Source organism: Phascolarctobacterium sp. (assembly GCF_045124115.1).
Taxonomy (GTDB): domain Bacteria; phylum Bacillota; class Negativicutes; order Acidaminococcales; family Acidaminococcaceae; genus Phascolarctobacterium_A.
Map to the genome: position 1 here is coordinate 1 of NZ_JBGVLF010000062.1, position 21,061 is coordinate 21,061.

Annotated in this window: 36 protein-coding genes and 1 pseudogene; 36 read left to right on the plus strand and 1 reads right to left on the minus strand. The window is 45.3% G+C overall.

What is annotated here, in order from left to right:
• From tuf to ACJMM4_RS09170, 33 genes and pseudogenes are all read left to right on the plus strand, one after another.
• A pseudogene (gene tuf, locus ACJMM4_RS09010) lies at positions 1–160 on the plus strand (elongation factor Tu); the annotation flags it as partial.
• 190 nt (positions 161–350) lie between these two features.
• Complete coding sequence (gene rpsJ, locus ACJMM4_RS09015; protein WP_293556161.1) at positions 351–662, plus strand: 30S ribosomal protein S10; 312 nt, start codon at positions 351–353, stop codon at positions 660–662.
• Positions 663–677: 15 nt separating this feature from the next.
• Positions 678–1,319: a 50S ribosomal protein L3 gene (gene rplC / locus ACJMM4_RS09020; protein ID WP_405380502.1), complete on the plus strand. Its 642-nt coding sequence runs from the start codon at positions 678–680 to the stop codon at positions 1,317–1,319.
• Between the two features lie 29 nt (positions 1,320–1,348).
• Positions 1,349–1,975: a 50S ribosomal protein L4 gene (gene rplD, locus ACJMM4_RS09025; protein ID WP_405380504.1), complete on the plus strand. Its 627-nt coding sequence runs from the start codon at positions 1,349–1,351 to the stop codon at positions 1,973–1,975.
• A complete protein-coding gene (gene rplW / locus ACJMM4_RS09030) occupies positions 1,975–2,265 on the plus strand; it encodes a 50S ribosomal protein L23 (RefSeq protein WP_405380506.1) in 291 nt (96 codons plus the stop codon). Before rplD ends, rplW begins: the two co-directional genes overlap by 1 nt.
• 26 nt (positions 2,266–2,291) lie before the next feature.
• On the plus strand, positions 2,292–3,122 hold the full coding sequence (gene rplB / locus ACJMM4_RS09035; RefSeq protein ID WP_405380508.1) for a 50S ribosomal protein L2: 831 nt from the start codon (positions 2,292–2,294) through the stop codon (positions 3,120–3,122).
• Positions 3,123–3,153: 31 nt separating this feature from the next.
• Positions 3,154–3,429, plus strand: coding sequence for a 30S ribosomal protein S19 (rpsS, locus tag ACJMM4_RS09040; RefSeq protein ID WP_405380510.1), 276 nt, complete (start codon positions 3,154–3,156; stop codon positions 3,427–3,429).
• A gap of 21 nt (positions 3,430–3,450) precedes the next feature.
• Positions 3,451–3,783: a 50S ribosomal protein L22 gene (rplV, locus tag ACJMM4_RS09045; protein WP_405380512.1), complete on the plus strand. Its 333-nt coding sequence runs from the start codon at positions 3,451–3,453 to the stop codon at positions 3,781–3,783.
• A gap of 27 nt (positions 3,784–3,810) precedes the next feature.
• Positions 3,811–4,479 carry a 30S ribosomal protein S3 gene (gene rpsC / locus ACJMM4_RS09050; RefSeq protein WP_405380514.1) on the plus strand — a complete coding sequence of 223 codons (669 nt, stop codon included), beginning with the start codon at positions 3,811–3,813 and terminating at the stop codon, positions 4,477–4,479.
• A 6-nt stretch (positions 4,480–4,485) separates the two neighbouring features.
• Complete coding sequence (gene rplP, locus ACJMM4_RS09055; protein ID WP_405380516.1) at positions 4,486–4,938, plus strand: 50S ribosomal protein L16; 453 nt, start codon at positions 4,486–4,488, stop codon at positions 4,936–4,938.
• The gene (gene rpmC, locus ACJMM4_RS09060) at positions 4,938–5,132 is read left to right on the plus strand and encodes a 50S ribosomal protein L29 (protein ID WP_405380518.1); all 195 of its coding nucleotides are present in this window, start codon (positions 4,938–4,940) and stop codon (positions 5,130–5,132) included. Before rplP ends, rpmC begins: the two co-directional genes overlap by 1 nt.
• A gap of 32 nt (positions 5,133–5,164) precedes the next feature.
• The gene (rpsQ, locus tag ACJMM4_RS09065) at positions 5,165–5,425 is read left to right on the plus strand and encodes a 30S ribosomal protein S17 (protein WP_293728727.1); all 261 of its coding nucleotides are present in this window, start codon (positions 5,165–5,167) and stop codon (positions 5,423–5,425) included.
• Between the two features lie 39 nt (positions 5,426–5,464).
• The gene (gene rplN, locus ACJMM4_RS09070) at positions 5,465–5,833 is read left to right on the plus strand and encodes a 50S ribosomal protein L14 (RefSeq protein ID WP_405380520.1); all 369 of its coding nucleotides are present in this window, start codon (positions 5,465–5,467) and stop codon (positions 5,831–5,833) included.
• A 38-nt stretch (positions 5,834–5,871) separates the two neighbouring features.
• Positions 5,872–6,201, plus strand: coding sequence for a 50S ribosomal protein L24 (gene rplX, locus ACJMM4_RS09075; RefSeq protein WP_405380522.1), 330 nt, complete (start codon positions 5,872–5,874; stop codon positions 6,199–6,201).
• 27 nt (positions 6,202–6,228) lie between these two features.
• Positions 6,229–6,774 (plus strand): 50S ribosomal protein L5, encoded by a 546-nt coding sequence (gene rplE, locus ACJMM4_RS09080; RefSeq protein WP_405380524.1) that lies wholly within the window; start codon positions 6,229–6,231, stop codon positions 6,772–6,774.
• 16 nt (positions 6,775–6,790) lie between these two features.
• A complete protein-coding gene (locus ACJMM4_RS09085) occupies positions 6,791–6,976 on the plus strand; it encodes a type Z 30S ribosomal protein S14 (RefSeq protein WP_009145398.1) in 186 nt (61 codons plus the stop codon).
• Between the two features lie 31 nt (positions 6,977–7,007).
• Entirely contained in the window at positions 7,008–7,406 is a 399-nt protein-coding gene (gene rpsH / locus ACJMM4_RS09090; protein WP_293728732.1) for a 30S ribosomal protein S8, read from the plus strand.
• 27 nt (positions 7,407–7,433) lie between these two features.
• Positions 7,434–7,982, plus strand: a complete 549-nt coding sequence (gene rplF / locus ACJMM4_RS09095) for a 50S ribosomal protein L6 (protein WP_405380527.1) — start codon at positions 7,434–7,436, stop codon at positions 7,980–7,982.
• A 25-nt stretch (positions 7,983–8,007) separates the two neighbouring features.
• The gene (rplR, locus tag ACJMM4_RS09100; protein WP_405380529.1) at positions 8,008–8,370 is read left to right on the plus strand and encodes a 50S ribosomal protein L18; all 363 of its coding nucleotides are present in this window, start codon (positions 8,008–8,010) and stop codon (positions 8,368–8,370) included.
• 17 nt (positions 8,371–8,387) lie between these two features.
• The gene (gene rpsE, locus ACJMM4_RS09105; protein ID WP_405380531.1) at positions 8,388–8,888 is read left to right on the plus strand and encodes a 30S ribosomal protein S5; all 501 of its coding nucleotides are present in this window, start codon (positions 8,388–8,390) and stop codon (positions 8,886–8,888) included.
• Positions 8,889–8,901: 13 nt separating this feature from the next.
• Complete coding sequence (gene rpmD / locus ACJMM4_RS09110) at positions 8,902–9,081, plus strand: 50S ribosomal protein L30 (RefSeq protein ID WP_299448651.1); 180 nt, start codon at positions 8,902–8,904, stop codon at positions 9,079–9,081.
• A gap of 20 nt (positions 9,082–9,101) precedes the next feature.
• Positions 9,102–9,542: a 50S ribosomal protein L15 gene (gene rplO, locus ACJMM4_RS09115; RefSeq protein ID WP_405380534.1), complete on the plus strand. Its 441-nt coding sequence runs from the start codon at positions 9,102–9,104 to the stop codon at positions 9,540–9,542.
• 1 nt (position 9,543) lies between these two features.
• Positions 9,544–10,800: a preprotein translocase subunit SecY gene (secY, locus tag ACJMM4_RS09120; RefSeq protein WP_405384136.1), complete on the plus strand. Its 1,257-nt coding sequence runs from the start codon at positions 9,544–9,546 to the stop codon at positions 10,798–10,800.
• Between the two features lie 12 nt (positions 10,801–10,812).
• Positions 10,813–11,463: an adenylate kinase gene (locus ACJMM4_RS09125; RefSeq protein WP_405380538.1), complete on the plus strand. Its 651-nt coding sequence runs from the start codon at positions 10,813–10,815 to the stop codon at positions 11,461–11,463.
• A gap of 12 nt (positions 11,464–11,475) precedes the next feature.
• Positions 11,476–11,694, plus strand: coding sequence for a translation initiation factor IF-1 (gene infA, locus ACJMM4_RS09130; protein WP_299448655.1), 219 nt, complete (start codon positions 11,476–11,478; stop codon positions 11,692–11,694).
• Positions 11,695–11,722: 28 nt separating this feature from the next.
• Entirely contained in the window at positions 11,723–11,836 is a 114-nt protein-coding gene (rpmJ, locus tag ACJMM4_RS09135) for a 50S ribosomal protein L36 (RefSeq protein ID WP_004092858.1), read from the plus strand.
• Positions 11,837–11,853: 17 nt separating this feature from the next.
• Complete coding sequence (rpsM, locus tag ACJMM4_RS09140) at positions 11,854–12,222, plus strand: 30S ribosomal protein S13 (protein ID WP_320867693.1); 369 nt, start codon at positions 11,854–11,856, stop codon at positions 12,220–12,222.
• A 22-nt stretch (positions 12,223–12,244) separates the two neighbouring features.
• Entirely contained in the window at positions 12,245–12,637 is a 393-nt protein-coding gene (gene rpsK, locus ACJMM4_RS09145) for a 30S ribosomal protein S11 (protein ID WP_405380542.1), read from the plus strand.
• 16 nt (positions 12,638–12,653) lie between these two features.
• Positions 12,654–13,247 (plus strand): 30S ribosomal protein S4, encoded by a 594-nt coding sequence (rpsD, locus tag ACJMM4_RS09150; protein WP_405380544.1) that lies wholly within the window; start codon positions 12,654–12,656, stop codon positions 13,245–13,247.
• Positions 13,248–13,317: 70 nt separating this feature from the next.
• A complete protein-coding gene (locus tag ACJMM4_RS09155) occupies positions 13,318–14,280 on the plus strand; it encodes a DNA-directed RNA polymerase subunit alpha (RefSeq protein WP_405380546.1) in 963 nt (320 codons plus the stop codon).
• A gap of 19 nt (positions 14,281–14,299) precedes the next feature.
• Positions 14,300–14,638, plus strand: a complete 339-nt coding sequence (gene rplQ, locus ACJMM4_RS09160; RefSeq protein ID WP_405380548.1) for a 50S ribosomal protein L17 — start codon at positions 14,300–14,302, stop codon at positions 14,636–14,638.
• 195 nt (positions 14,639–14,833) lie between these two features.
• Positions 14,834–16,027 carry an HD domain-containing protein gene (locus tag ACJMM4_RS09165; protein ID WP_405384138.1) on the plus strand — a complete coding sequence of 398 codons (1,194 nt, stop codon included), beginning with the start codon at positions 14,834–14,836 and terminating at the stop codon, positions 16,025–16,027.
• Positions 16,028–16,195: 168 nt separating this feature from the next.
• Positions 16,196–17,431 carry a Glu/Leu/Phe/Val dehydrogenase gene (locus tag ACJMM4_RS09170; RefSeq protein WP_405384140.1) on the plus strand — a complete coding sequence of 412 codons (1,236 nt, stop codon included), beginning with the start codon at positions 16,196–16,198 and terminating at the stop codon, positions 17,429–17,431.
• Positions 17,432–17,692: 261 nt separating this feature from the next.
• Here ACJMM4_RS09170 and ACJMM4_RS09175 read toward each other — a convergent pair whose 3' ends face one another.
• Positions 17,693–18,589, minus strand: coding sequence for a LysR family transcriptional regulator (locus tag ACJMM4_RS09175; RefSeq protein WP_405380554.1), 897 nt, complete (start codon positions 18,587–18,589; stop codon positions 17,693–17,695).
• A 244-nt stretch (positions 18,590–18,833) separates the two neighbouring features.
• Between ACJMM4_RS09175 and ACJMM4_RS09180 the strand changes: the two genes are divergently transcribed.
• The 3 genes from ACJMM4_RS09180 to ispF all read left to right on the plus strand — a co-directional run.
• Positions 18,834–19,964, plus strand: a complete 1,131-nt coding sequence (locus tag ACJMM4_RS09180; protein WP_405380556.1) for a PIN/TRAM domain-containing protein — start codon at positions 18,834–18,836, stop codon at positions 19,962–19,964.
• Positions 19,965–19,968: 4 nt separating this feature from the next.
• The gene (gene ispD, locus ACJMM4_RS09185) at positions 19,969–20,679 is read left to right on the plus strand and encodes a 2-C-methyl-D-erythritol 4-phosphate cytidylyltransferase (protein WP_405380558.1); all 711 of its coding nucleotides are present in this window, start codon (positions 19,969–19,971) and stop codon (positions 20,677–20,679) included.
• On the plus strand, positions 20,669–21,061 hold a 393-nt coding region (ispF, locus tag ACJMM4_RS09190; RefSeq protein WP_405384142.1), incomplete at its 3' end, for a 2-C-methyl-D-erythritol 2,4-cyclodiphosphate synthase. The genes ispD and ispF, both read left to right, overlap by 11 nt.

Here is a 21,061-nt window from a genome sequence, read left to right on the forward strand (position 1 = left end):
ACTGCCTGAAGGCGTAGAAATGGTAATGCCTGGCGATAACGTAACCATGGAAGTAGAACTGATCACCCCGATCGCTATTGAAAAAGGTCTGCGTTTCGCTATCCGCGAAGGCGGCCGTACCGTTGGCGCTGGCGTTGTTTCCGAAGTTGAAGAGAAATAATCCGGTCTAATTGGTAAAATTTTAAGTTAGATCCCTGATATATGAGGGGGGATGATACTCCCCTCATATTCTTATGTTTGTTGGTATGGCCCTGCGATGATGTGAAAGGTTGCTTGCCTGTTAGACAGGGAGATTTTCACGGAGTATGTCCGTTCATAGAAACTGGGCGATTTTAGGAGGATATTTTTTAATGGCTAAGTCTCAAAAGATTAGAATACGCCTGAAAGCGTATGACCACAAAGCACTGGATCAAAGTGCTAGCAAGATTGTAGAAACTGCAAAACGTACCGGTGCACAAGTTTCCGGTCCGATTCCCCTTCCTACTGAAAAGAACATTTACACTATTCTGCGTTCCCCCCATGTAAACAAAGACTCTCGTGAGCAATTCGAAATGCGTACTCACAAAAGACTTGTTGACATTCTGGAACCCACCGCTAAGACTGTTGACGCTCTGATGCGTCTTGATCTGCCCGCTGGTGTAGATATCGAAATTAAACTGTAAGGAGGAGGTGCAATAATGGCTAAAGGTATCTTAGGCAAGAAACTGGGCATGACCCAAATTTTTGAAGCTGACGGCAGACTGATCCCTGTAACTGTTGTAGAAGCAGGCCCCTGCGTTGTACTTCAAAACAAAACCGAAGAAACAGATGGTTACAACGCTGTTCAACTTGGTTTTGGTGAAATGAAAGAAAAACATACCACCAAACCTATGAAAGGCCATTTTGACAAAGCTGGCGTAGCGCCGGTTAAGTTTGTCAGAGAATTGCGTCTGTCTGCTCCTTCTGAATATACAATCGGTCAAAAAGTTACCGCTGACATTTTCGCAGCTGGTGAACTGATCGATGCAAGCGGCGTATCCCGCGGCAAAGGCTTTGCAGGCACTATTAAGCGCCATAATTTCTCTCGCGGACCTATGAAACACGGTTCCAAATCTCATCGTGAACCCGGTTCTATGGGCCCCATGCATTCTGGTCCTGGCGGCCGCGTAATCAAAGGCAAAAAACTGCCTGGCCGTATGGGCAATCAAAATGTAACCGTTCAACGTCTGACCATTGTTAAGGTTGACGCAGAACGTAATCTTATTCTGGTTAAAGGTGCCATCCCTGGTGCTACCGGTTCTTACGTAGTAATTAAAGAAACCGTAAAACCGAACAAATAAGATAAGCGAAAGAAAGGAGGATGCTTCTAATGCCGAAGTTATCAGTATATAATCTGGCCGGTCAAGTTGCCGGTGAAATAGAATTAAATGATTCCGTATTTGGCGCTGAGTTCAACGAAGCTGTTGTTCATCAAGCAGTTGTTATGCAACTGGCTAACCAACGCCAAGGTACTTCCGCAACCAAGACCCGTGGTCTTGTTCGTGGCGGCGGCCGCAAACCTTGGAAACAAAAAGGTACCGGTCGTGCACGTTGCGGTTCCAACCGTTCTCCTGTTTGGGTAGGTGGCGGCACCACTTTCGGTCCCCAACCCCGCAGCTATGCAAAGAAAATGCCTCGCAAAGCTCGTCGTTTAGCTCTGTGCTGCGCACTGTCTGCTAAAGTAGCAGCAGGTGAACTGGTAGTAGTTGAAGGCTTGGCTTTCGACGCTCCCAAAACCAAACAAGTAGCTTCCATGCTGAAAGCTTTCGAAGCTGCTGAAAAGAAAGCCCTGATCATCACCGATGGTTCCAACGAAAACGTTGCTCTTTCCGCACGCAACATGCCGAAAGTAACCACCATCACCAACATGGGCCTGAACTGCTTCGATATCTTGAACAGCAACAAGGTATTCCTGGCTAAAGATGTTGTAGAAAAAATTGAGGAGGTGCTCGCATAATGGCTGCTAATCATCGCGACGTACTGATTCGCCCCATCATCACCGAGAAAACCTCTCAAATGATGCAAGAAAACAAATACACCTTCCAAGTTCCCCTGGAAGCTAACAAAGTAGAAATCCGCCAAGCTGTTGAAGCAATCTTTGGCGTAAAAGTAGTGAATGTTAACACTATCCGCGTAATGGGCAAAACCAAACGCATGGGTAAATATGTTGGCAAACGTTCCGATTATAAGAAAGCAATCGTGAAGCTTGCTGAAGGCAATACGATTCCCCTTTTCGAAGGAATGTAATTAACGTATAATAGGAGGTCAAGAAAATGGCTATTAAAAGCTTTAATCCGTATTCTCCTTCCAGACGCTTTATTACTGTGTCTGCCTTCGAAGAGATTACGACTGACAAGCCTTACCGCCCGCTTGTTGAAAAACTGCAAAAACATGCTGGCCGTAACAATACCGGTAAGATGACTGTTCGCCACCAAGGCGGCGGCCACAAAAGACAATATCGTATCATTGACTTCAAACGCAATAAAGACGGTATCCCCGCTAAAGTTGCTACCATTGAATACGATCCTAACCGTAACGCTCGTATCGCTCTGATCAACTATGCTGACGGCGAAAAACGTTACATCATCGCTCCGCTGGACCTGAAGGTTGGCGATACCGTAGTAAGCGGTGCAGACGCAGATATCAAAACCGGTAACTGCCTGCCCCTGAAAAACATTCCCTTGGGCACCACCGTGCACAATGTAGAAATGAAAATCGGTAAGGGCGGCCAAATGGCTCGTAGTGCTGGTACCAGTGCTCAGCTGATGGCAAAAGAAGGCGATTATGCTCTGCTGCGTCTGCCTTCCGGCGAAATCCGTAAAGTACACATCAACTGCCGTGCAACCATCGGTCTGGTAGGCAACATCGATGCTGAAAACATCTGCATTGGTAAAGCTGGCCGTTCTCGTTGGATGGGCATCCGTCCTGCTAACCGCGGCGTTGTAATGAACCCGAACGACCATCCGCACGGCGGCGGCGAAGGCCACTCCCCTGTTGGTCGTAAGCGTCCTGTTACTCCTTGGGGTAAATGTGCATTCGGTACTCGCACCCGTAAAGAGAAGAAAGCTTCTACTAAGTTAATTCTGAAACGCAGAACCAAATAATTAAGCAGGATAAGGAAAGGAGGCTAACCTAGTGTCCAGATCAGTTAAAAAAGGACCTTATGTCCATGCAAGTCTTTTGAAAAAGATTGACGCGCTTAATGCCGCTAATGATAAAAAAGTTGTGAAGACCTGGTCTCGCAGCTCTACTATTCTTCCGTCTTTCGTTGGTCACACCATTGCGGTTCATGACGGACGCAAACATGTTCCCGTGTTCATCACCGAGGATATGGTAGGCCACAAATTGGGCGAATTCGCTCCGACTCGTACTTACAAAGGTCACGCAGATAAGACCACCGGTTTAAAATAAGGGGAAGGGAGGAAATAAAGAATGGAAGCAAAGGCAGTTGCTAAATATATCCGCATTGCTCCGCGCAAACTGCGCATCGTAATCAATCTGATCCGCGGCAAGTCCGTTGGTGAAGCATTCGCTATCCTCAAATACACCCCGAAGGTTGGTTCTGAGGTAATCGAAAAAGTTCTGCGCAGTGCAGTAGCTAATGCAGAACATAACTTTGACATGAACGTGGATAACCTGATCGTATCCTCCTGCTTCGTAGATGCAGGCCCGACCATGAAACGTATTCATCCCCGTTCCCGTGGACAGGCTTTCAAAATCCTGAAACGTTCTAGCCACGTAACCGTAGCTGTTAAAGAAAAATAATATCCCGTCAGAAGGAGGGAAAAGATAGTGGGTCAAAAAGTTAATCCGCATGGTCTCCGTGTTGGCGTTATCAAAGGCTGGGATTCCAAATGGTACGCTGACAAAGACTATGAAAAATTCTTGTTAGAAGATATTAAAATCCGTGAGTTCATTAAAGAAAAACTGTTCCTGTCTGGTATCTCTAAAGTAGAAATCGAACGCGCATCCAATAAAGCCCGCATTTCCATCCATACTGCAAAACCTGGTATGGTAATCGGTCGTCAAGGCAGCAACATCGAACTGCTGAAATCCGACCTGAAGAAAATGACTGAAAGCGCTATCGACATCAACATCGTAGAAGTTAAAACCCCGGATATGGACGCAACCTTGGTTGCAGAGAACATTGCAGCTCAACTGGAACGCCGCATCGCTTTCCGTCGTGCAATGAAACAATGCGTTGGCCGTACCATGCGTATGGGCGCTAAAGGTATCAAAATTACCTGCGGCGGTCGTCTGGGCGGTGCTGAAATCGCTCGTAGCGAATCCTATCGTGAAGGCAGCATTCCTCTGCATACTCTGCGTGCTGACATCGACTATGGCACTGCAGAAGCTCATACCACCTATGGCCGCATCGGCATTAAGGTATGGATCTACAAGGGCGAAGTTCTTCCTGAAAGCAAAGAAGCAGCTAAAGTTGCTCCGGCAAAGGAGGCATAATCAGACATGTTATTACCGAAGAGAGTTAAACATCGTAAACAACATAGAGGTCGTATGACCGGCCGTGCTATGCGTGGTAACAGAATCGCTCATGGCGATTTCGGTCTGGTAGCACTGGAACCCGCTTGGGTTACCAACCGTCAGATTGAAGCTGCACGTATTGCAATGACCCGTTACATCAAACGTGGCGGTCAAGTTTGGATTCAAATTTTCCCGGACAAACCTATTACTGCAAAACCTGCTGAAACTCGTATGGGTTCCGGTAAAGGTTCTCCGGAGTACTGGGTAGCAGTAGTTAAACCTGGTCGCGTTCTGTTCGAAATGAACGGTGTAAGCGAAGAAGTTGCTAAGGAAGCTATGCGTCTCGCTAGCCACAAACTGCCGATCAAATGCAAATTTGTGACCAAAGCACAACAGGAAGCTGAAGCTGCCGCACAAGAAAAGGGTGGTGAAGCTTAATGAAAACAACAGAAATTCGTGAATTGTCTGCTGCTGAGTTAGACACCAAATTGGCAGATTTGAAAGAAGAACTCTTCAATCTGCGTTTTCAAATGGCAACCGGTCAATGTGAAAACCCGACTAAGGTTCGTGAAGTAAAGAAATCCATTGCCCGTATCAAAACAATCCAGCGTGAACGTGAGCTCAAGGCTTAACTGTTTTGAAGTATAACAAGGAGGAAACAGTCGTGACCGAAGAAAGAAACGCACGTGTTACCCGTATTGGTAAAGTTGTCAGCGATAAAATGCAGAAAACTGTAGTAGTTGCAGTAGAACGTTTCGTTCAGCATCCGCTGTACAAAAAAGGCGTACAACATACTATTAAATTTAAAGCTCATGACGAAAATAACGAAGCACATATCGGCGACGTAGTTCAAATTATGCAAACTCGTCCGCTGTCCAAAGATAAATGCTGGCGCGTTATTGAAATTTTAGAGCGTGCAAAATAATTAATTGCCGTAGTATAGACCGGCAAGGGAGGGAAATCCATGATACAACAACAAACTATCCTTAATGTTGGTGATAACACTGGCGCTAAGAAAGTTATGTGTATCCGTGTATTAGGCGGTTCTTACCGTAAATATGCTAATATCGGTGACGTTATCGTATGTGCTGTTAAAGATGCATCACCCGGTGGCGTTGTAAAAAAAGGCGACGTAGTTAAAGCAGTTGTTGTTCGTTCCGCTAAGGGCGTTCGTCGTGCAGACGGTTCCTACATCCGTTTCGACGAAAACGCAGCTGTTATCATTAAAGACGACAAGAGCCCGCGCGGCACTCGTATTTTTGGGCCTGTTGCCCGCGAACTGCGTGATAAAGACTTCATGAAAATCATTTCTCTGGCACCGGAAGTGCTGTAAGAAATTCGTATAACGCACTATAAGGAGGTGTTCTTGACATGGCAAATGCTGTAAAGCTGCATGTTAAAAAAGGCGATACCGTTCTTGTACTGTCCGGCAAGGATAAAGGCAAGCAAGGTAAGATCGTTGAAGCTCTGCCTAAGAAAGCCAAAGTGGTTGTAGAAGGCGTAAACCAAGTAAAACGTCATACCAAACCGTCTCAGGCAAATCCTCAAGGCGGCATTATTACTAAAGAAGCTCCCATCGCTTCCTGCAAAGTTATGGTTGTATGCCCGGCTTGCAAAAAAGCTACTCGCGTAAAAATGACCGAGGTTGCCGGCAAAACCGTTCGTGCTTGCAAAAAATGCGGTGAAGTAATCGATAAATAATTTTCCGGGAAAGGAGGAAATACTTGAATGGCAAAGACCAGATTGCAAGAAAAATATTTGTCCGAAGCTGTTAAAGGCTTGCAAGACAAATTCCAATATAAAAATGTAATGGAAATCCCTAAAATCGAGAAAGTTGTCATCAACATGGGTGTTGGCGAAGCAGTTGGCAACAGCAAGGCTCTGGAGTCCGCAGTTGCTGATATGACTCAAATCGCAGGTCAAAAACCTGTTATTACCAAAGCTAAGAAATCCATCGCAGCTTTCAAAGTACGTCAAGGCATGCCTCTGGGTGCTAAAGTTACCCTGCGTGGCGACCGTATGTACTATTTCCTTGATAAACTGATGAATCTCGCTCTTCCGCGCGTACGTGACTTCCGCGGTGTTAGCGCTACTGCTTTCGACGGCCGTGGTAACTACGCACTGGGCCTGAAAGAACAATTGATTTTCCCGGAAATCGAATACGATAAGATCGATAAAGTTCGTGGCATGGATATCATCATTGTAACTACCGCTAAGACTGACGAGGAAGCTAGAGAATTGCTCAAACTCCTCGGAATGCCGTTCGGCGCATAAGTGAGGAGGGAATACCGTGGCTAAAAAAGCCCTGATCGAAAAATGGAAAGGCGAGCCTAAGTTCGAAGTTCGCCATTATAACCGCTGCAAAGTGTGCGGCAGACCTCATGGCTATATGCGTAAATTTGGCCTCTGCCGTATCTGCTTCCGTGAATATGCTTACAAAGGTGCTATTCCGGGCGTAACTAAAGCAAGCTGGTAAGACAGACAACAAGGAAGGAGGGTATTTAAGTATGGTAATGACCGACCCGATTGCTGATATGCTTACCCGTATTCGTAACGCAAATTCAGTTCATCATGATAGAGTTGAAATCCCCGGCAGCAAAATCAAAGTTGCTATTGCAGAAATTTTGAAAGCTGAAGGTTTCATTAAAGATTTCGAAGTTATTGCTGACAACAAGCAAAACGTAATCAAAGTTAGCCTGAAATACGGTGCAAATAAAGAGAAGGTTATCTCCGGTATTAAACGTATTTCCAAACCCGGTCTGAGAGTTTACTCTCAAAAAGACCAACTGCCTAGAGTCCTCGGAGGTCTGGGTATTGCATTAATTTCTACTTCCCAAGGCTTGATGACCGACAAAGCTGCTCGTAAAGCAGGCTTGGGCGGCGAAGTTCTTGCATACGTATGGTAATACTTTAAGGATAGGAGGTGCTCGTACGTGTCTAGAATTGGTAAGATGCCAATTACTGTTCCCGCTGGTGTAACAGTTACTATTGAAAACAACTATGTGACCGTTAAAGGTCCTAAAGGCGAACTGGCTCGCCAAATCAATAAAAACATGAAACTGACCCTGGATAACGGTGTTCTGACTGTTGAACGCCCGAACGATGAAAAAGAAAATCGTGCTATGCATGGTCTGTCTCGTACCCTGATTAACAACATGATCGTAGGCGTAACCGCTGGCTTCAGCAAAACCTTGGAAATCCAAGGCGTTGGTTACCGTGCTGCTAAACAAGGCAACAACATCAACTTTACTCTGGGCTTCTCTCACCCGGTAGTAAAAGAGCCGCCTGCTGGTATTACTTTTGAAGTTCCCGCTCCGAACAAGATCGTTGTAAGTGGTGCTGATAAAGAAGTTGTAGGCGCTGTTGCTGCTGATATCCGTACTTTGCGTCCGCCCGAGCCTTACAAAGGTAAAGGTATCCGTTATGAAGGCGAACATGTTCGTCGTAAGATCGGTAAAGCTGGCGCTAAAGGCAAGAAATAATTTCTAAAAGAAGGGAGTGAAACTCTTGCTTAACAGAGTTGATAAAAACGAGAAACGTCAAAAACGTCATCTCCGTTCTCGTAGATATATTATCGGTACTGCAGAAAGACCGCGTCTGAACGTATACCGTTCCCTGTCCAACATTTATGCACAGGTAATTAACGACGCAACCGGCGAAACCATCGCTGCTGCTAGCACCGTTGAAAAAGGTTTGAAAGAAAACTACGGCGGCAACATTGAGGCTGCTAAAGCTGTAGGCAAAGCAATCGCTGAGAAAGCTATGGCTAAAGGCGTTAAAGAAGTAGTATTCGACCGCGGTGGTTATCTGTACCACGGCCGTGTAGCTGCTTTGGCTGAAGCTGCTCGCGAAGCTGGCCTGGTATTCTAAGAGAAGGAGGAAATAAAGTGGCGAACTTCGAAAATAAAGAAAACGAATTACAAGAAAGAGTCGTTTTCATCAACCGTGTTGCTAAGGTTGTTAAAGGCGGACGTCGTTTCTCCTTCGCTGCACTTGTTGTTGTAGGTGATGAAAATGGTCATGTAGGCATGGGCCTGGGTAAAGCTGCAGAGGTTCCTGAAGCTATCCGTAAAGGCGTAGAAGACGCTAAGAAAAACATGGTTAGCGTTCCTCTGGTAGGCACCACCATTCCTCATGAAATCATCGGCGTATTCGGCGCAGGCCGTGTATTCCTGAAACCGGCTAGCGAAGGTACCGGCGTTATCGCAGGCGGCCCCGTTCGTGCCGTATTGGAATTGGCAGGCGTTCGTGATATCCTGACCAAATCTCAAGGTTCTTCCAACCCGAACAACATGGTTCGTGCAACCATCGAAGGTTTGAAATCCTTGAAGAGCGCTGAGTCTGTTGCAGCTCTGCGTGGTAAAACCGTAGAAGAATTGTTGGGCTAAGGAGGAATTTGTCATGGCACAAATTAAAGTTACCCTGACCCGCAGCCTCATCGGTTACCCGAAAGATCAACGTGCAACCGTTAAAGCTTTGGGCTTAGGCAAAATTAATACTAGCGTAGTTAAAGAAGATACTCCGACTATTCGCGGCATGATTCATAAAGTAGAACATCTCGTGAAAGTTGAAGAAGCGTAAGACAAGGAGGTGTACTGAAGATGAATTTACATGAATTGTCTCCCGCTCCGGGATCTAAACGTGTAGCAGTTCGCGTAGGTCGTGGCTTGGGCTCCGGTCTGGGCAAGACCTCCGGCAAAGGCCAAAAAGGTCAAAAATCCCGTTCCGGCGGCGTTAAACGCCCTGGTTTCGAAGGTGGTCAAAGACCTTTGTACCTGCGTCTTCCTAAACGCGGTTTCTACAATAAATTTGGTAAAGATTATGTTGAAATCAACGTTTCCGTACTCAATCGTTTTGAAGACGGCACCGTTGTTGAACCCGTAATGCTCATCGAAGAAGGTATCGTTAAAAACATTCGCGACGGTATCCGTATTCTCGGCAATGGTGAATTAACCAAAAAGCTTACCGTTCAAGCTATGGGCTTCAGCAAATCCGCTGAAGAAAAAATCATCGCAGCAGGCGGTAAGATTGAGGTGATCTAAAGTGTTAGCAGCCCTCGCAAACATATTTAAGATTACAGAACTCAGGCAAAAAGTTATATTTACTCTCGCCATGTTCATCGTATTCAGGGCTGGAACACATATACCTGTTCCTGGCGTTAACGCATCTGTCATTGAACAGCTTTTCCGTAGCGGTAACCTCTTCGGATTGCTGGATATGTTCAGCGGTGGCGCCTTGAGCAAATTCTCAATTTTTGCTATGAGTATTACCCCATATATCAATGCTTCAATTATTTTGCAGCTGTTGAAGGTGGTTGTACCGACCTTGGAACAATGGTCCAAGGAAGGCGAAGAAGGCTATAAGAAAACGACAAAGCTGACTCGTATGCTGACGGTGGCTTTGGCGTTTGTCCAAGCCTGCGGCATGGCCTGGGGCCTGCGCATGGCAATCAATAACCCCGGAATCATGTCGGTTCTGCTGATTGCTTTGACGCTTACTGCAGGAACGGTCTTCCTCATGTGGATCGGCGAGCAGATTACTGCTAAGGGTGTCGGCAATGGTATTTCCTTGATTATCTTTGCCGGTATCGTATCCCGACTGCCGGATGGCTTGAAGATAATTTTCCAATATTTACAAGCAGGCACGGTCAACATTTTGAATGTTATCTTGTTCGCGGCTATTGCTTTGGCAATGATTGTTTTTGTAATCATTATTTCCCAAGGTATTCGCAAGATCCCCGTTCAATATGCAAAACGTGTTGTAGGCAAGAAAGCATATGGCGGTCATACAAGCTATATTCCTTTAAAGGTTAACCAAGCAGGCGTTATTCCTATCATCTTCGCATCTTCTGTGTTGATGTTCCCTGTGACTATCGCTCAGTTTGTGGATGTGCCTTGGGTTAAGACCATGGGCAAGTGGTTCGAATGGGGCAGCCCCTTGCAGACCACCTTGTACGTTCTGATGATCTTGTTCTTTACTTACTTCTATACTGCAGTAAGTTTGAACATCAACGATCTTTCTGATAACATCAAGAAGAACGGTGGTTTTATTCCCGGCTTACGTCCCGGTAAGCCTACAACAGATTATCTTGACAGAGTAATGTCCAGAATAACTTTGGCAGGCGCTATCTTCCTCTCTTTAATCGCGCTTATGCCTCACGTTATTGGTTGGATTACCCGCATCGATGGTATATACTTCGGCGGTACTGCTCTTTTGATCGTAGTCGGCGTTGCATTGGATACTATGAAGCAGATAGAGTCTCTGGTACTGATGCGTCATTATCACGGCTTTATGAAATAGGAGGAATTCAGAATGTACATTCTTTTAATGGGACCTCCGGGTGCTGGTAAAGGCACTCAAGCAGAAAGACTCATTGATGAATTTAAAATCCCTCACATCTCTACAGGTGACATGTTCCGTGCAGCTGTTAAAGCAGGCACTGAACTTGGTAAAGAGGCAAAAAGATACATGGACGCTGGCGGCTTAGTCCCCGACGTCGTAACCATTGGCATCGTTCGTGAAGGCTTGTCCAAACCCGAATGTGCAAATGGCTTCATTTTAGATGGCTTCCCGCGTACTGCAGAGCAAGCAGTTGCTCTGGACGGAATCCTGAAAGACCTGGGCATTAAATTGACCGGTGTTGTTAATATCGCAGTTCCTGACTCTGAACTGGTTGGCCGTGTAACCGGTCGCCGCATCTGCAAATCCTGCGGCGCTACCTACCACGTAAGCTTCAATCCTACTAAAGTTGAAGGCGTTTGCGATAAGTGCGGCGGCAACCTCTATCAACGTGATGATGATAAAGAGGAAACCGTAAAGAATCGTCTGCATGCATACCATGCACAAACTGAACCGTTGATCGAGTACTACACTAAACAAGGCTTATTCAAAGATATCAATGGCCTGCAAGCTATTGATAAAGTTTACGCCGACGTTAAGGCTAGTCTCGGATGTAGCAAATAAGGAGGTAAAGCTGTGTCCAAACAGGATGTAATTGAGGTTGAAGGCACAATTCTTGAAGCTCTTCCCAATGCTATGTTCCAGGTACAACTGGTAAACGGTCACGTAATTCTCGCACACATTTCCGGTAAGATTCGTATGAACTTCATCAAGATTTTGCCTGGTGATAAGGTTACCGTGGAGCTTACTCCGTACGACCTCAATCGTGGAAGAATTACTTATCGGTATAAATAACCAAACAGGCAAAGAGGAGGTTTAAATTATGAAAGTAAGACCGTCTGTTAAGCCAATATGTGAAAAATGCAAAGTCATTAAACGTAAAGGCCATGTAATGGTAATTTGCGAAAACCCGAAACATAAACAAAAACAAGGTTAAGAAGGAGGTGCACATTAATGGCACGTATTTCTGGTGTCGATCTGCCGAGAGATAAACGCATTGAGTATGCACTGCCGTACATTTACGGTATCGGCCTGACTCTCTCTCGTGAAATCTTAGCTAAAACCGGTATCAATCCGGACACTCGCGTTCGTGATCTGACTGAAGAAGAAGTTTCCAAGATTCGTGAAACTTTGGATAGCGATTATAAAGTAGAAGGTGATCTTCGTCGTGAAGAATCCCTGAACATTAAACGTTTAATCGAAATTGGCTCCTATCGTGGTCGTAGACACCGCATGGGTCTGCCCGTTCGTGGTCAAAACACTAAAAACAATGCCCGCACCCGTAAAGGTCCGAAACGTACTATTGCAGGCAAAAAGAAATAATTAGCGAGGGAGGGATAAACCAGTGGCTGGCAAGAAAGTTGTTCGCAACAAAAAGAAAGTTAGCAAAAATATCATTAACGGTGTAGCACACATCCGCTCCACCTTCAATAATACTATTGTTACCTTATCCGATACTGAAGGTAACGTTTTGAGCTGGGCATCCGCAGGCGGTCTCGGTTTCCGTGGCAGCCGTAAGAGCACTCCGTTTGCTGCACAAATGGCTGCTGAAGAAGCAACCAAAGCTGCAATGGAACATGGCTTGAAATCCGTTGAAGTATATGTAAAAGGCCCCGGCGCCGGTCGTGAAGCTGCTATCCGCGCTCTGCAAGCTGCAGGTCTCGAAGTTAACTCCATTAAAGACGTTACTCCGATTCCGCACAATGGCTGCCGTCCGCCGAAACGCAGAAGAGTATAATTGGAGGTGTACCTAGATGGCAATTGATAGAACGCCTGTCCTGAAAAGATGCAGATCTTTGGGCCTGTCTCCCGCATTTCTGGGCATTAGCAAGGAATCTAACCGTCAAGCTAAACGCCAAAACAGAAAGAAAAGCGAGTATGGCATTCAGTTGACTGAAAAACAAAAAGCTAAATTTATCTATGGTGTCCTGGAAAAACAATTCCGTGGCTACTATGATAAAGCTAAAAAGATGGAAGGCATCACCGGTGAAAACCTGCTGATCCTTCTGGAAAGAAGAATTGACAACGTTGTTTTCCGCCTGGGCTTGGCAAACACCCGTCGTCAAGCTCGTCAAATCGTAAGACATGGCCACATTGCTGTTAACGGCAAACGTTTGGACATTCCTTCCGCTTTGATTAAAGTTGGCGATGTTATCAGCGTAATGGAAAACAGCCGTGCTAAAGAATATTTCAAAGGCATGGACGAAACCTTGGCTACTAAAGCAGTTCCGGCTTGGCTGGTACTGGATGCTGCTAACCTCAGCGGCAAAGTAGATCGTTTCCCGACTCGTGAGGAAATTGATGTTCCTATTGAAGAGCACTTCATCGTTGAATTGTACTCTAAATAATTAGTGAACATCTTGTGCCACCCACTGAGAGACGTATTGTGGTAATACGCGAAAGAAGGAGGCTTTCCGAATGATTGAAATTGAAAAACCTAAGATGGTTACAGCTGAAATCAGCGAAGATGGTCGCTATGGCAAATTTGTTTGGGAGCCGCTGGAGAGAGGCTACGGCATCACGCTGGGCAACAGCCTGCGTCGTGTATTGCTGTCCTCCCTGCCGGGTGCCGCAGTAACCTATGTCAAAATTGACGGTGTACTGCACGAGTTTGCTACTATTCCCGGTGTTCGTGAAGATGTTGCTGACATCATCCTGAACATCAAGGCTCTGTGCCTGAAAATGGAAGGCGAAGAGGAAAAAGTCCTGCGCATTGAATGTTCTGGTGAACAGGAAGTTACTGCAGCAAATATTATTGCTGACAGCGATGTAGAGATTTTGAACCCTGAGCTGCACATTGCGACTTTGGATAAGGACGCAGTCTTCAACATGGAAATCCATGTTGATAGAGGTCTGGGTTATGTTCCTGCGGATAAAAATAAACAACCGGATCAACCGATTGGCATTATTCCCGTTGACTCCATTTACTCTCCTATTACCAGAGTAAAATTTGCTGTTAACGATACCCGCGTTGGCAACGTAACCAACTATGACAAACTGACTCTGGAAGTTTGGACTGACGGCAGCGTTATGCCTGATGAAGCTGTAAATATGGCTTCTGGCATCTTAATCGATTATCTCAAGTTGTTCCATACCGGTGACACTGATACTCCGTCTATCAGCGTAAACGGCGATTCCGAACCGGAAGATGGTAAGAGCCCCGATAAACCGGGACATGGAATTTCTATCGACGATCTGGACCTGTCCGTACGCAGCAACAACTGCTTGCGTCGTGCCGGTATCAACACCGTTGATGAGTTGATTTTGAAAACCGAAGAAGACATGATGAAAGTTCGTAACTTGGGCCGCAAATCCTTGGATGAAGTTAAGAAGAAACTTAGCGAAATGGGTTTGAGCTTGGCTAAAAGTGACGAAGAATAAATAAGGGGGTCAGAAGTACATGGCATACAGAAAACTGGGTCGTAATTCCAGCAACCGTAAAGCTCTGTTTCGCAGCATTTTAACTTCCTTCTTCAAATATGGTAGAATCGAAACCACCATTACCAAAGCTAAAGAAGTAGCAAAGCATTCCGCTGAGCTGATCACTTTGGCTAAACGCAATGACCTGCACGCTCGTCGTCAGGTTCTGGCAGTACTGGTTGACGAAACTGTTACCAAGAAACTGTTTGAAGAAATCGCTCCGAAATATGAAGGCAGACAAGGCGGCTTCACTCGTATTTACAGAGTAGGTCCCCGTCGCGGCGATGCTGCTGAAATGGCTATCATCGAGCTCATCTAATCAGAGCATACAATTAGCAGGAACTTCGGTTCCTGCTTTTTCTTTTTATCTGCACTCATTAAGCAGGAACTTTACGGTTCCTGCTTTTTTCTATACTTATGGTATAATAAATGTACAGGATGCTGTTATAATTAGAGTATAAGGAAAAAGATAAATGCTTTTTAGCTATTGGATGCTAGCAAAGGAGTTGATTTCATGCTGAGAAAGAGTTTTATAGAATTTTTGTATGAGGCTGCCCATATCCAGCGGTGGAACGAGCACATTCGTCCCGGTGGCTTTACAGAGTTGGATAAGCAGGCTCATAAGATGATGATTGTCTATGTACTGGCTCGTCATGAAGAAGATGACCATGGGGCGCAGATTGATTGGCGCAGACTAATTGAAGGCGGAATTTTCGAGTTTATGCAGCGCAACGTGCTGACAGATATTAAACCGCCGATTTTCCATGAAATGATGCGCATATATGGCAAGGAACTGAATGCGTGGGTCTTTGAAGAAATACGCCGTCGTATTCCTGATATTGAGCCTGAGTTTATGGACAAAATGCGTAATTATTTTGAAGATGCCTCCTATAGCGCTATGGAGAAGAAGTTGTTGCGTGCTGCCCATTATTTGGCAACTAAATGGGAATTTGAAATTATTTACCATTTTAATGAAGGCATTTATGGTAGCGAAGATACGAAAGCACTTATTGATAATGAATTAGAGGATCATTATGATTTGGCTGCTGTGAAAAAATTAGCATTGAATGGTAAAAGTAGCAAATTTATTGATTTAGTCGGCCAATTGCGGTTCCAAAAGCGTTGGGCGCAATCTCCACGGGTACCGGAAACCTCTGTAATGGGGCATGTACTTTTGGTAGCTATTATGGGGTATTTCTGCGCAGTAAAGCTGGGCGCTTGCGATGAGCGTATTGTAGGCGATTTCCTTACAGGTTTGTTCCACGATCTACCGGAGGTTTTGACCCGCGATATTATAAGCCCGGTAAAGCGTAGCGTGCCCGGCTTAGATGAACTGATCAAGAAAATTGAAGAACGGTTGGTAGCGGAGAAAATTCTTCCTTTGCTGCCCTATAGTTGGCATGAAGATATTATCTACTATACGCAAAATGAATTTACGAACCGCGTAAAAATTGATGGCAAGGTAGTAATGACTACAATTGAGGAAATCAACGTTAAATACAATCATCCCGGTTTCCATGCTATTGATGGCACTGTGCTCAAGGCGTGTGATAATTTAGCTGCTTTTGTAGAAGTGTGGCTGTCCCGTCGCTATGGCATTACTTCTAAACATATGGAGGAGGGCGAAGCTGCCATTCGTGCTATGTACAAAGGTAAGGTAATTGGTGGGATTGACTTTGGCAGTGTCTATGAGGAGTTTACCGATTAACCAATAATAAGCGTGTCTGATTTACAATTAGCATATACTATATATACCGAAAACTTGAATAATAGTGAAAATTTTACAAAAAATTCTATTTACAAGTATAATGTATACAAGTTATAATATACTTACTAAAGGGAGTCACGAAGATTCCATTGTAAAGGAGGCACGATTATGAACATTTTTGAGATGGCACAAATTCCGTTAAATAAGGCTATCGAAGTTATGCATCTTGACGCAGGCGCAGCAGGAATCATTGCAGCTCCGGAACGTACGTTGGAAGTTGCTATTCCCGTAAAAATGGATGATGGCACTACCAAGGTTTTCACTGGCTACCGTAGCCAGCACAGTACCATTTTAGGTCCTGCCAAGGGCGGTGTGCGCTATCATCAAAATGTGAATATGGATGAGGTAAAGACCTTAGCCTTCTGGATGACCTGTAAATGCGCAGTAGCAGGCTTGCCCTATGGCGGTGGCAAGGGCGGTATTATTGTTGATCCGGCTAAACTTTCCAAACGCGAATTGGAAGCACTGACGCGCGGTTTTATTGACAAGATTGCTCCTATTATTGGTGAAAAGATGGATATTCCCGCGCCTGATATGAATACCAATGCGCAGATTATGGGATGGATGATGGACGAGTTCAGCAAGCTGAAAGGTCAATATGAACCTGGCTTTATTACAGGTAAAGCTATTGCTGTAGGCGGTTCCTTGGGGCGTACTGCTGCTACCGGTCGCGGCGTTGTAGTTGCTGCGTTGGAAGCATTGAAACTGAAAGGCATTGCTCCTGCTGATGCTACCGCTGCAGTACAAGGTTTTGGCAATGTAGGTAGCTGGACTGCCAAACTGTTCTGTGACGCAGGCGTAAAGGTTGTTGCTGTCAGCGATGTTTACGGCGCGATTTATAACCCTGATGGACTTGATTGCTACGCAGTGGACGAGCATGTGAAGAAAACAGGCAGCGTAGTTGATTATCCTGGTAGCAAGCCCATCACTAATGCTGAATTGTTAGCCTTGAAGGTTACGGTTTTGGCTCCTTGCGCTATGGAACTGCAAATTACGGCAGAAAATGCTGATGCTGTACAAGCGGAAATTATTGCGGAAGGCGCTAATGGTCCCACTACTCCGGACGCAGATACTATCCTTGATGCTAAAGGCATTATGGTAGTGCCTGATATCCTCGCTAATGGCGGTGGCGTAACTGTAAGCTATTTTGAATGGGTCCAGAACTTGTATCGTTATTTCTGGTGTGAAGAAGAAGTCATTGAAAAGCAAACGGCAATGATGGTTAAAGCTTTCAAAGAAGTACATGCGAAGGCTGAAGAATACAAGGTTAATATGCGTGTTGCTGCGTATATCGTTGCTTTGAACAGCTTGGTAGAAGCAATGAAGATTCGCGGTATCATCTAAGCACTATAAACTCAAAACTCAAAACTCAAGAGGCTGGGACATGTTAGGTCATGTTACCATATCTCGACTCACGTGCGATTTCTTAACGCTCATTTCGTGCAGAATCACAGCGAAGATTCGCGGCCGATTTTGTTCGCAAAACAAGTTTCTTTTCGGTTCGCTTCACTTCTGTGATTCTAAGCACTCATGAGCTAAAATCGCAATGATTCGTCTAGGGATATGGCAACTATGACTGGTTTTGTCCCAGCCTCTTTTCTGTGCTTATTTACTTGTGGCAGAAAGATTATTTTTGAAATGCTCCAAGAAAAGTTTGGCAGCAGGGGAAAGACTATGCCTAGTGCTCCAGTACAGGCTTTGGGGAAATGCGAGTTTGATATCGTTGATAGGAACACGGATAACATCAGGGGGAACGATGTCGTCTTCTAGGGCGGCGATAACTGCTACTGTATGGGTTTGGGCAGCAAAAATCAAAGCATTGCTGGCAGTAGTAGCGATAAAGGCAACCTTTGGCTGCACGCCGTACTCCCTGCAGACACTGCGTAATAAGCCGTAGCTGCCGTAATTACAGCAGATAGGCAGGTTTTCTAATTGGCTAGGGGTAATGGCGTTATTCTCGGTCCACGGTACAGGTATTTCTTTGTGGTAGAAGGCATAAATGGATTCCGTTGCTACCTGCAGAGTAATGATATCTTCGCTATGGGGGATGGGGGCGTTGGAAAAGGCAAAGTCCACCAAGCCTTTATAAAGCTGTTTCATTTGCGTTGCTACGGTAGCTTCGTGGAATTGGAAGGTGATTTGCGGATTATCTTTAGCAAAGGGAATGACGTACTGCTCTAAAAAATCTTGGCTGCGCACGTGGGAAACGCTAAAGCGGAGCGTACCGCTGGCCTGCTTGCTAAAAGATTGCATGGTCAGGTTAATGTCATCTTCTGTGGCGCACATTTGCCGTGCCTGCTGCAGAAAGGCTTCGCCTGCTTCCGTCAGTTCGATGTGGCGTTTGCCGCGGCTGGTTTTGAAAAGCTGGATGTTGTAGTATTTTTCCAGCGTTTTGATTTGGGCGCTGAGAGCGGGCTGAACTATGGAAAGACGTTTGGCCGCGGCACTGATATTGCCCATTTCTGCAACTACAACAAAATTACGATAAAAATCAAAATCCATAACTGTTCTCCTAATATCAAAAAATATTATTACTAAAATCAAAATAAAACATTTTACTTAATTTTACTACAGCATTATAATAATGTCAAAGCTAGCCAGATTCAAGTAGATATGTTTTAAAAGTTCATAAGTGTGATACTTTTGTGTAATGGCTTGTTTTTTTCGTGCTCTCGCTGTATTATATAATAGATGTAGTAGTATGTTCTATCTGACATCAGAATTTATGAAGAAAGGAGGAAACAGGATGTTAAGAAAATTTGTTAGTCTAACGGTTTCCCTCATCATTATTATATCCGGACTCATATTTATTAACTACTTTTTGCCGTCAGTGTCGGAATACTTAGGCTACGATTTACATGGTAATGGCATGTTTGGTATCACTTTTGCCAATATTATTCTGTGGTTGCCTGGCCTGTTTGTGGCTTTTTGGCTGTCCTTGGTATTGGCTCCCTTTATTACCAATATTATTTTTAACTATGCCGAGGGCATGACCACGTCTTTGTCCAAAGTACCTACCAGTGATATTCTGGTTATGGTTTTTGGTATTGGCATTGGTTTGATTTTGGCCAATCTGATTGGTGGGCCTTTTTCCCATCTGCCCATCGTAGGACCCTTCATTCCTATTGCTTTAAGCTTGGTTCTTGCAGTTGTTGGTGCTAAATTGGCATTACGCAAGCACAATGATATTGTAAGCTTTTTCAACCGCATTCCTAATCGGAGAGCTATTAAGCCCGAAGAAGTGGAAGAAGATGTGCTGCAGGGGCCTTTGGGCGACCGTTTGTATAGCAATAACAAACTTTTGGATACCAGTGTAATTATCGACGGACGTATTATGGATATTATGGCAGCAGGCTTTGTGGATGGTATGCTGGTTGTACCCAATTTTGTTTTGGAAGAGCTGCAAAAGTTGTCCGATTCTGCTGATGCTATCAAGCGTGCTAAAGGACGTCGTGGTTTGGACTTGGTACAGGATTTGCAGATCAGCTACAAGGAACAGGTTATGGTCGTTGATAATGACTACGCTGACTTGGAAGGCGTAGACGCTAAATTAGTACGTCTGGCTAAACAGGCGAAGGCTGATATTATTACTAATGACTACAACTTGAACAAGATTGCCGGCATCCAAGGCGTAAAGGTACTCAATATTAATGAGCTTGCTAACGCTATTAAACCTGTTGTTGTGGCAGGGGAAGAAATGAACGTCTACCTTGTAAAAGAAGGCAAGGAAGCCAATCAAGCAGTTGCCTACTTAGATGATGGCACCATGATTGTTGTAGAAAATGGGCGTCACGCTATTGGCAATAGTGTTCCTGTAATTGTTACTTCCGTGCTGCAAACTGCTGCAGGACGTATGATTTTTGCGAAAGCGAAGTGATAAGATGTTAACAGCAGTTGTGCCTGCAGCGGGAGCAGGCAAGCGTATGGGCTTAGGCTATAACAAAGCTTTTGCTGATTTGGGAGGCGCTCCTGTAATTGTACAGTGTCTGAAAATGTTGGCAAAAACAGGAGTGGTTGATTTTGCTGTGGTTGTTTTTGCGCCTGCGGAAGTAGATGCTGGTAAAGCTCTTTTGATAAAGTACCAAGAAGAGTATTTTCCGAAGCTTGGTTTTACAGTAGTTGCAGGGGGCAAGGAACGCCAGGACAGCGTGATGAACGCTTTAGCTGCAGTGCCTGCAGCAACGGATTACATTGCCGTCCACGATGGCGCTCGTCCCTTTGCAGGACGTGAGGTTTTCGCCCGTACTTTGGCTGCAGCCCGGGCGCATGGAGCAGCCATCGCGGCAGTACCGGTGAAGAATACCATCAAGGTGGTGGATGCCGGTGGCGTTGTAGTAGCAACGCCGGAGCGCAGCACTCTGCAGGCAGTGCAGACACCGCAAATTTTTACAGCAAAATTGCTCAAAGATGCTTATAACCATTTGGCGCAGCATCCTGCGGCCGTGACGGACGATGCTTCCGTAGTGGAGCTGTTAGGTCATAAGGTGGTAGTCGCTCTAGGCCGTTACGAAAATATCAAGATTACAACGCCGGAGGATTTGGCTTTAGCGCCCTATCTTTTGGCACAACAGGAGAATGAAGATGGAAAGTAAAGTAGTTTTCCCTCAGTTCCGTGTAGGCTGTGGCTATGATGTACATAAGTTGGTGGCAGAACGGAAGCTGATTTTGTGCGGAGTGGAAGTGCCTTATGAGCTGGGGCTTTTAGGGCATAGTGATGCGGACGTTGCCCTCCACGCACTTATGGATGCCCTTTTGGGGGCTGCAGCCTTGGGCGACATTGGCAAGCATTTCCCTGATACGGATGCACGCTATAAAGGCGCAGACAGCATGAAGCTGACGGAGCATGTCGTTGCTTTGCTCCATGAGGGTGGTTGGCAGGTTAATAATGTGGACGTGACTATTATTGCCCAACGGCCTAAGTTAGCTTCCTTTATCCCTATGATGCGTACGAAGGTTGCTGCTGTTCTTGGCATT

Bases quoted from the DNA above. Each gene is read 5' to 3' on its own strand.
- rplX (WP_405380522.1), top strand. From the start codon at position 5,872: ATGGCAAATGCTGTAAAGCTGCATGTTAAAAAAGGCGATACCGTTCTT.
- rpmC (WP_405380518.1), top strand. From the start codon at position 4,938: ATGAAAACAACAGAAATTCGTGAATTGTCTGCTGCTGAGTTAGACACC.
- ACJMM4_RS09175 (WP_405380554.1), bottom strand. From the start codon at position 18,589: ATGGATTTTGATTTTTATCGTAATTTTGTTGTAGTTGCAGAAATGGGC.
- rplB (WP_405380508.1), top strand. From the start codon at position 2,292: ATGGCTATTAAAAGCTTTAATCCGTATTCTCCTTCCAGACGCTTTATT.
- ispD (WP_405380558.1), top strand. From the start codon at position 19,969: ATGTTAACAGCAGTTGTGCCTGCAGCGGGAGCAGGCAAGCGTATGGGC.
- ACJMM4_RS09155 (WP_405380546.1), top strand. From the start codon at position 13,318: ATGATTGAAATTGAAAAACCTAAGATGGTTACAGCTGAAATCAGCGAA.
- rplN (WP_405380520.1), top strand. From the start codon at position 5,465: ATGATACAACAACAAACTATCCTTAATGTTGGTGATAACACTGGCGCT.
- ACJMM4_RS09170 (WP_405384140.1), top strand. From the start codon at position 16,196: ATGAACATTTTTGAGATGGCACAAATTCCGTTAAATAAGGCTATCGAA.
- rplD (WP_405380504.1), top strand. From the start codon at position 1,349: ATGCCGAAGTTATCAGTATATAATCTGGCCGGTCAAGTTGCCGGTGAA.
- rplE (WP_405380524.1), top strand. From the start codon at position 6,229: ATGGCAAAGACCAGATTGCAAGAAAAATATTTGTCCGAAGCTGTTAAA.
- rpsM (WP_320867693.1), top strand. From the start codon at position 11,854: ATGGCACGTATTTCTGGTGTCGATCTGCCGAGAGATAAACGCATTGAG.
- ACJMM4_RS09165 (WP_405384138.1), top strand. From the start codon at position 14,834: ATGCTGAGAAAGAGTTTTATAGAATTTTTGTATGAGGCTGCCCATATC.
- rpsH (WP_293728732.1), top strand. From the start codon at position 7,008: ATGGTAATGACCGACCCGATTGCTGATATGCTTACCCGTATTCGTAAC.
- rpmD (WP_299448651.1), top strand. From the start codon at position 8,902: ATGGCACAAATTAAAGTTACCCTGACCCGCAGCCTCATCGGTTACCCG.
- rpsD (WP_405380544.1), top strand. From the start codon at position 12,654: ATGGCAATTGATAGAACGCCTGTCCTGAAAAGATGCAGATCTTTGGGC.
- rplW (WP_405380506.1), top strand. From the start codon at position 1,975: ATGGCTGCTAATCATCGCGACGTACTGATTCGCCCCATCATCACCGAG.
- rplC (WP_405380502.1), top strand. From the start codon at position 678: ATGGCTAAAGGTATCTTAGGCAAGAAACTGGGCATGACCCAAATTTTT.
- ACJMM4_RS09180 (WP_405380556.1), top strand. From the start codon at position 18,834: ATGTTAAGAAAATTTGTTAGTCTAACGGTTTCCCTCATCATTATTATA.
- rpmJ (WP_004092858.1), top strand. From the start codon at position 11,723: ATGAAAGTAAGACCGTCTGTTAAGCCAATATGTGAAAAATGCAAAGTC.
- rplP (WP_405380516.1), top strand. From the start codon at position 4,486: ATGTTATTACCGAAGAGAGTTAAACATCGTAAACAACATAGAGGTCGT.
- ACJMM4_RS09125 (WP_405380538.1), top strand. From the start codon at position 10,813: ATGTACATTCTTTTAATGGGACCTCCGGGTGCTGGTAAAGGCACTCAA.
- rplQ (WP_405380548.1), top strand. From the start codon at position 14,300: ATGGCATACAGAAAACTGGGTCGTAATTCCAGCAACCGTAAAGCTCTG.
- rpsJ (WP_293556161.1), top strand. From the start codon at position 351: ATGGCTAAGTCTCAAAAGATTAGAATACGCCTGAAAGCGTATGACCAC.
- rplO (WP_405380534.1), top strand. From the start codon at position 9,102: ATGAATTTACATGAATTGTCTCCCGCTCCGGGATCTAAACGTGTAGCA.
- rplV (WP_405380512.1), top strand. From the start codon at position 3,451: ATGGAAGCAAAGGCAGTTGCTAAATATATCCGCATTGCTCCGCGCAAA.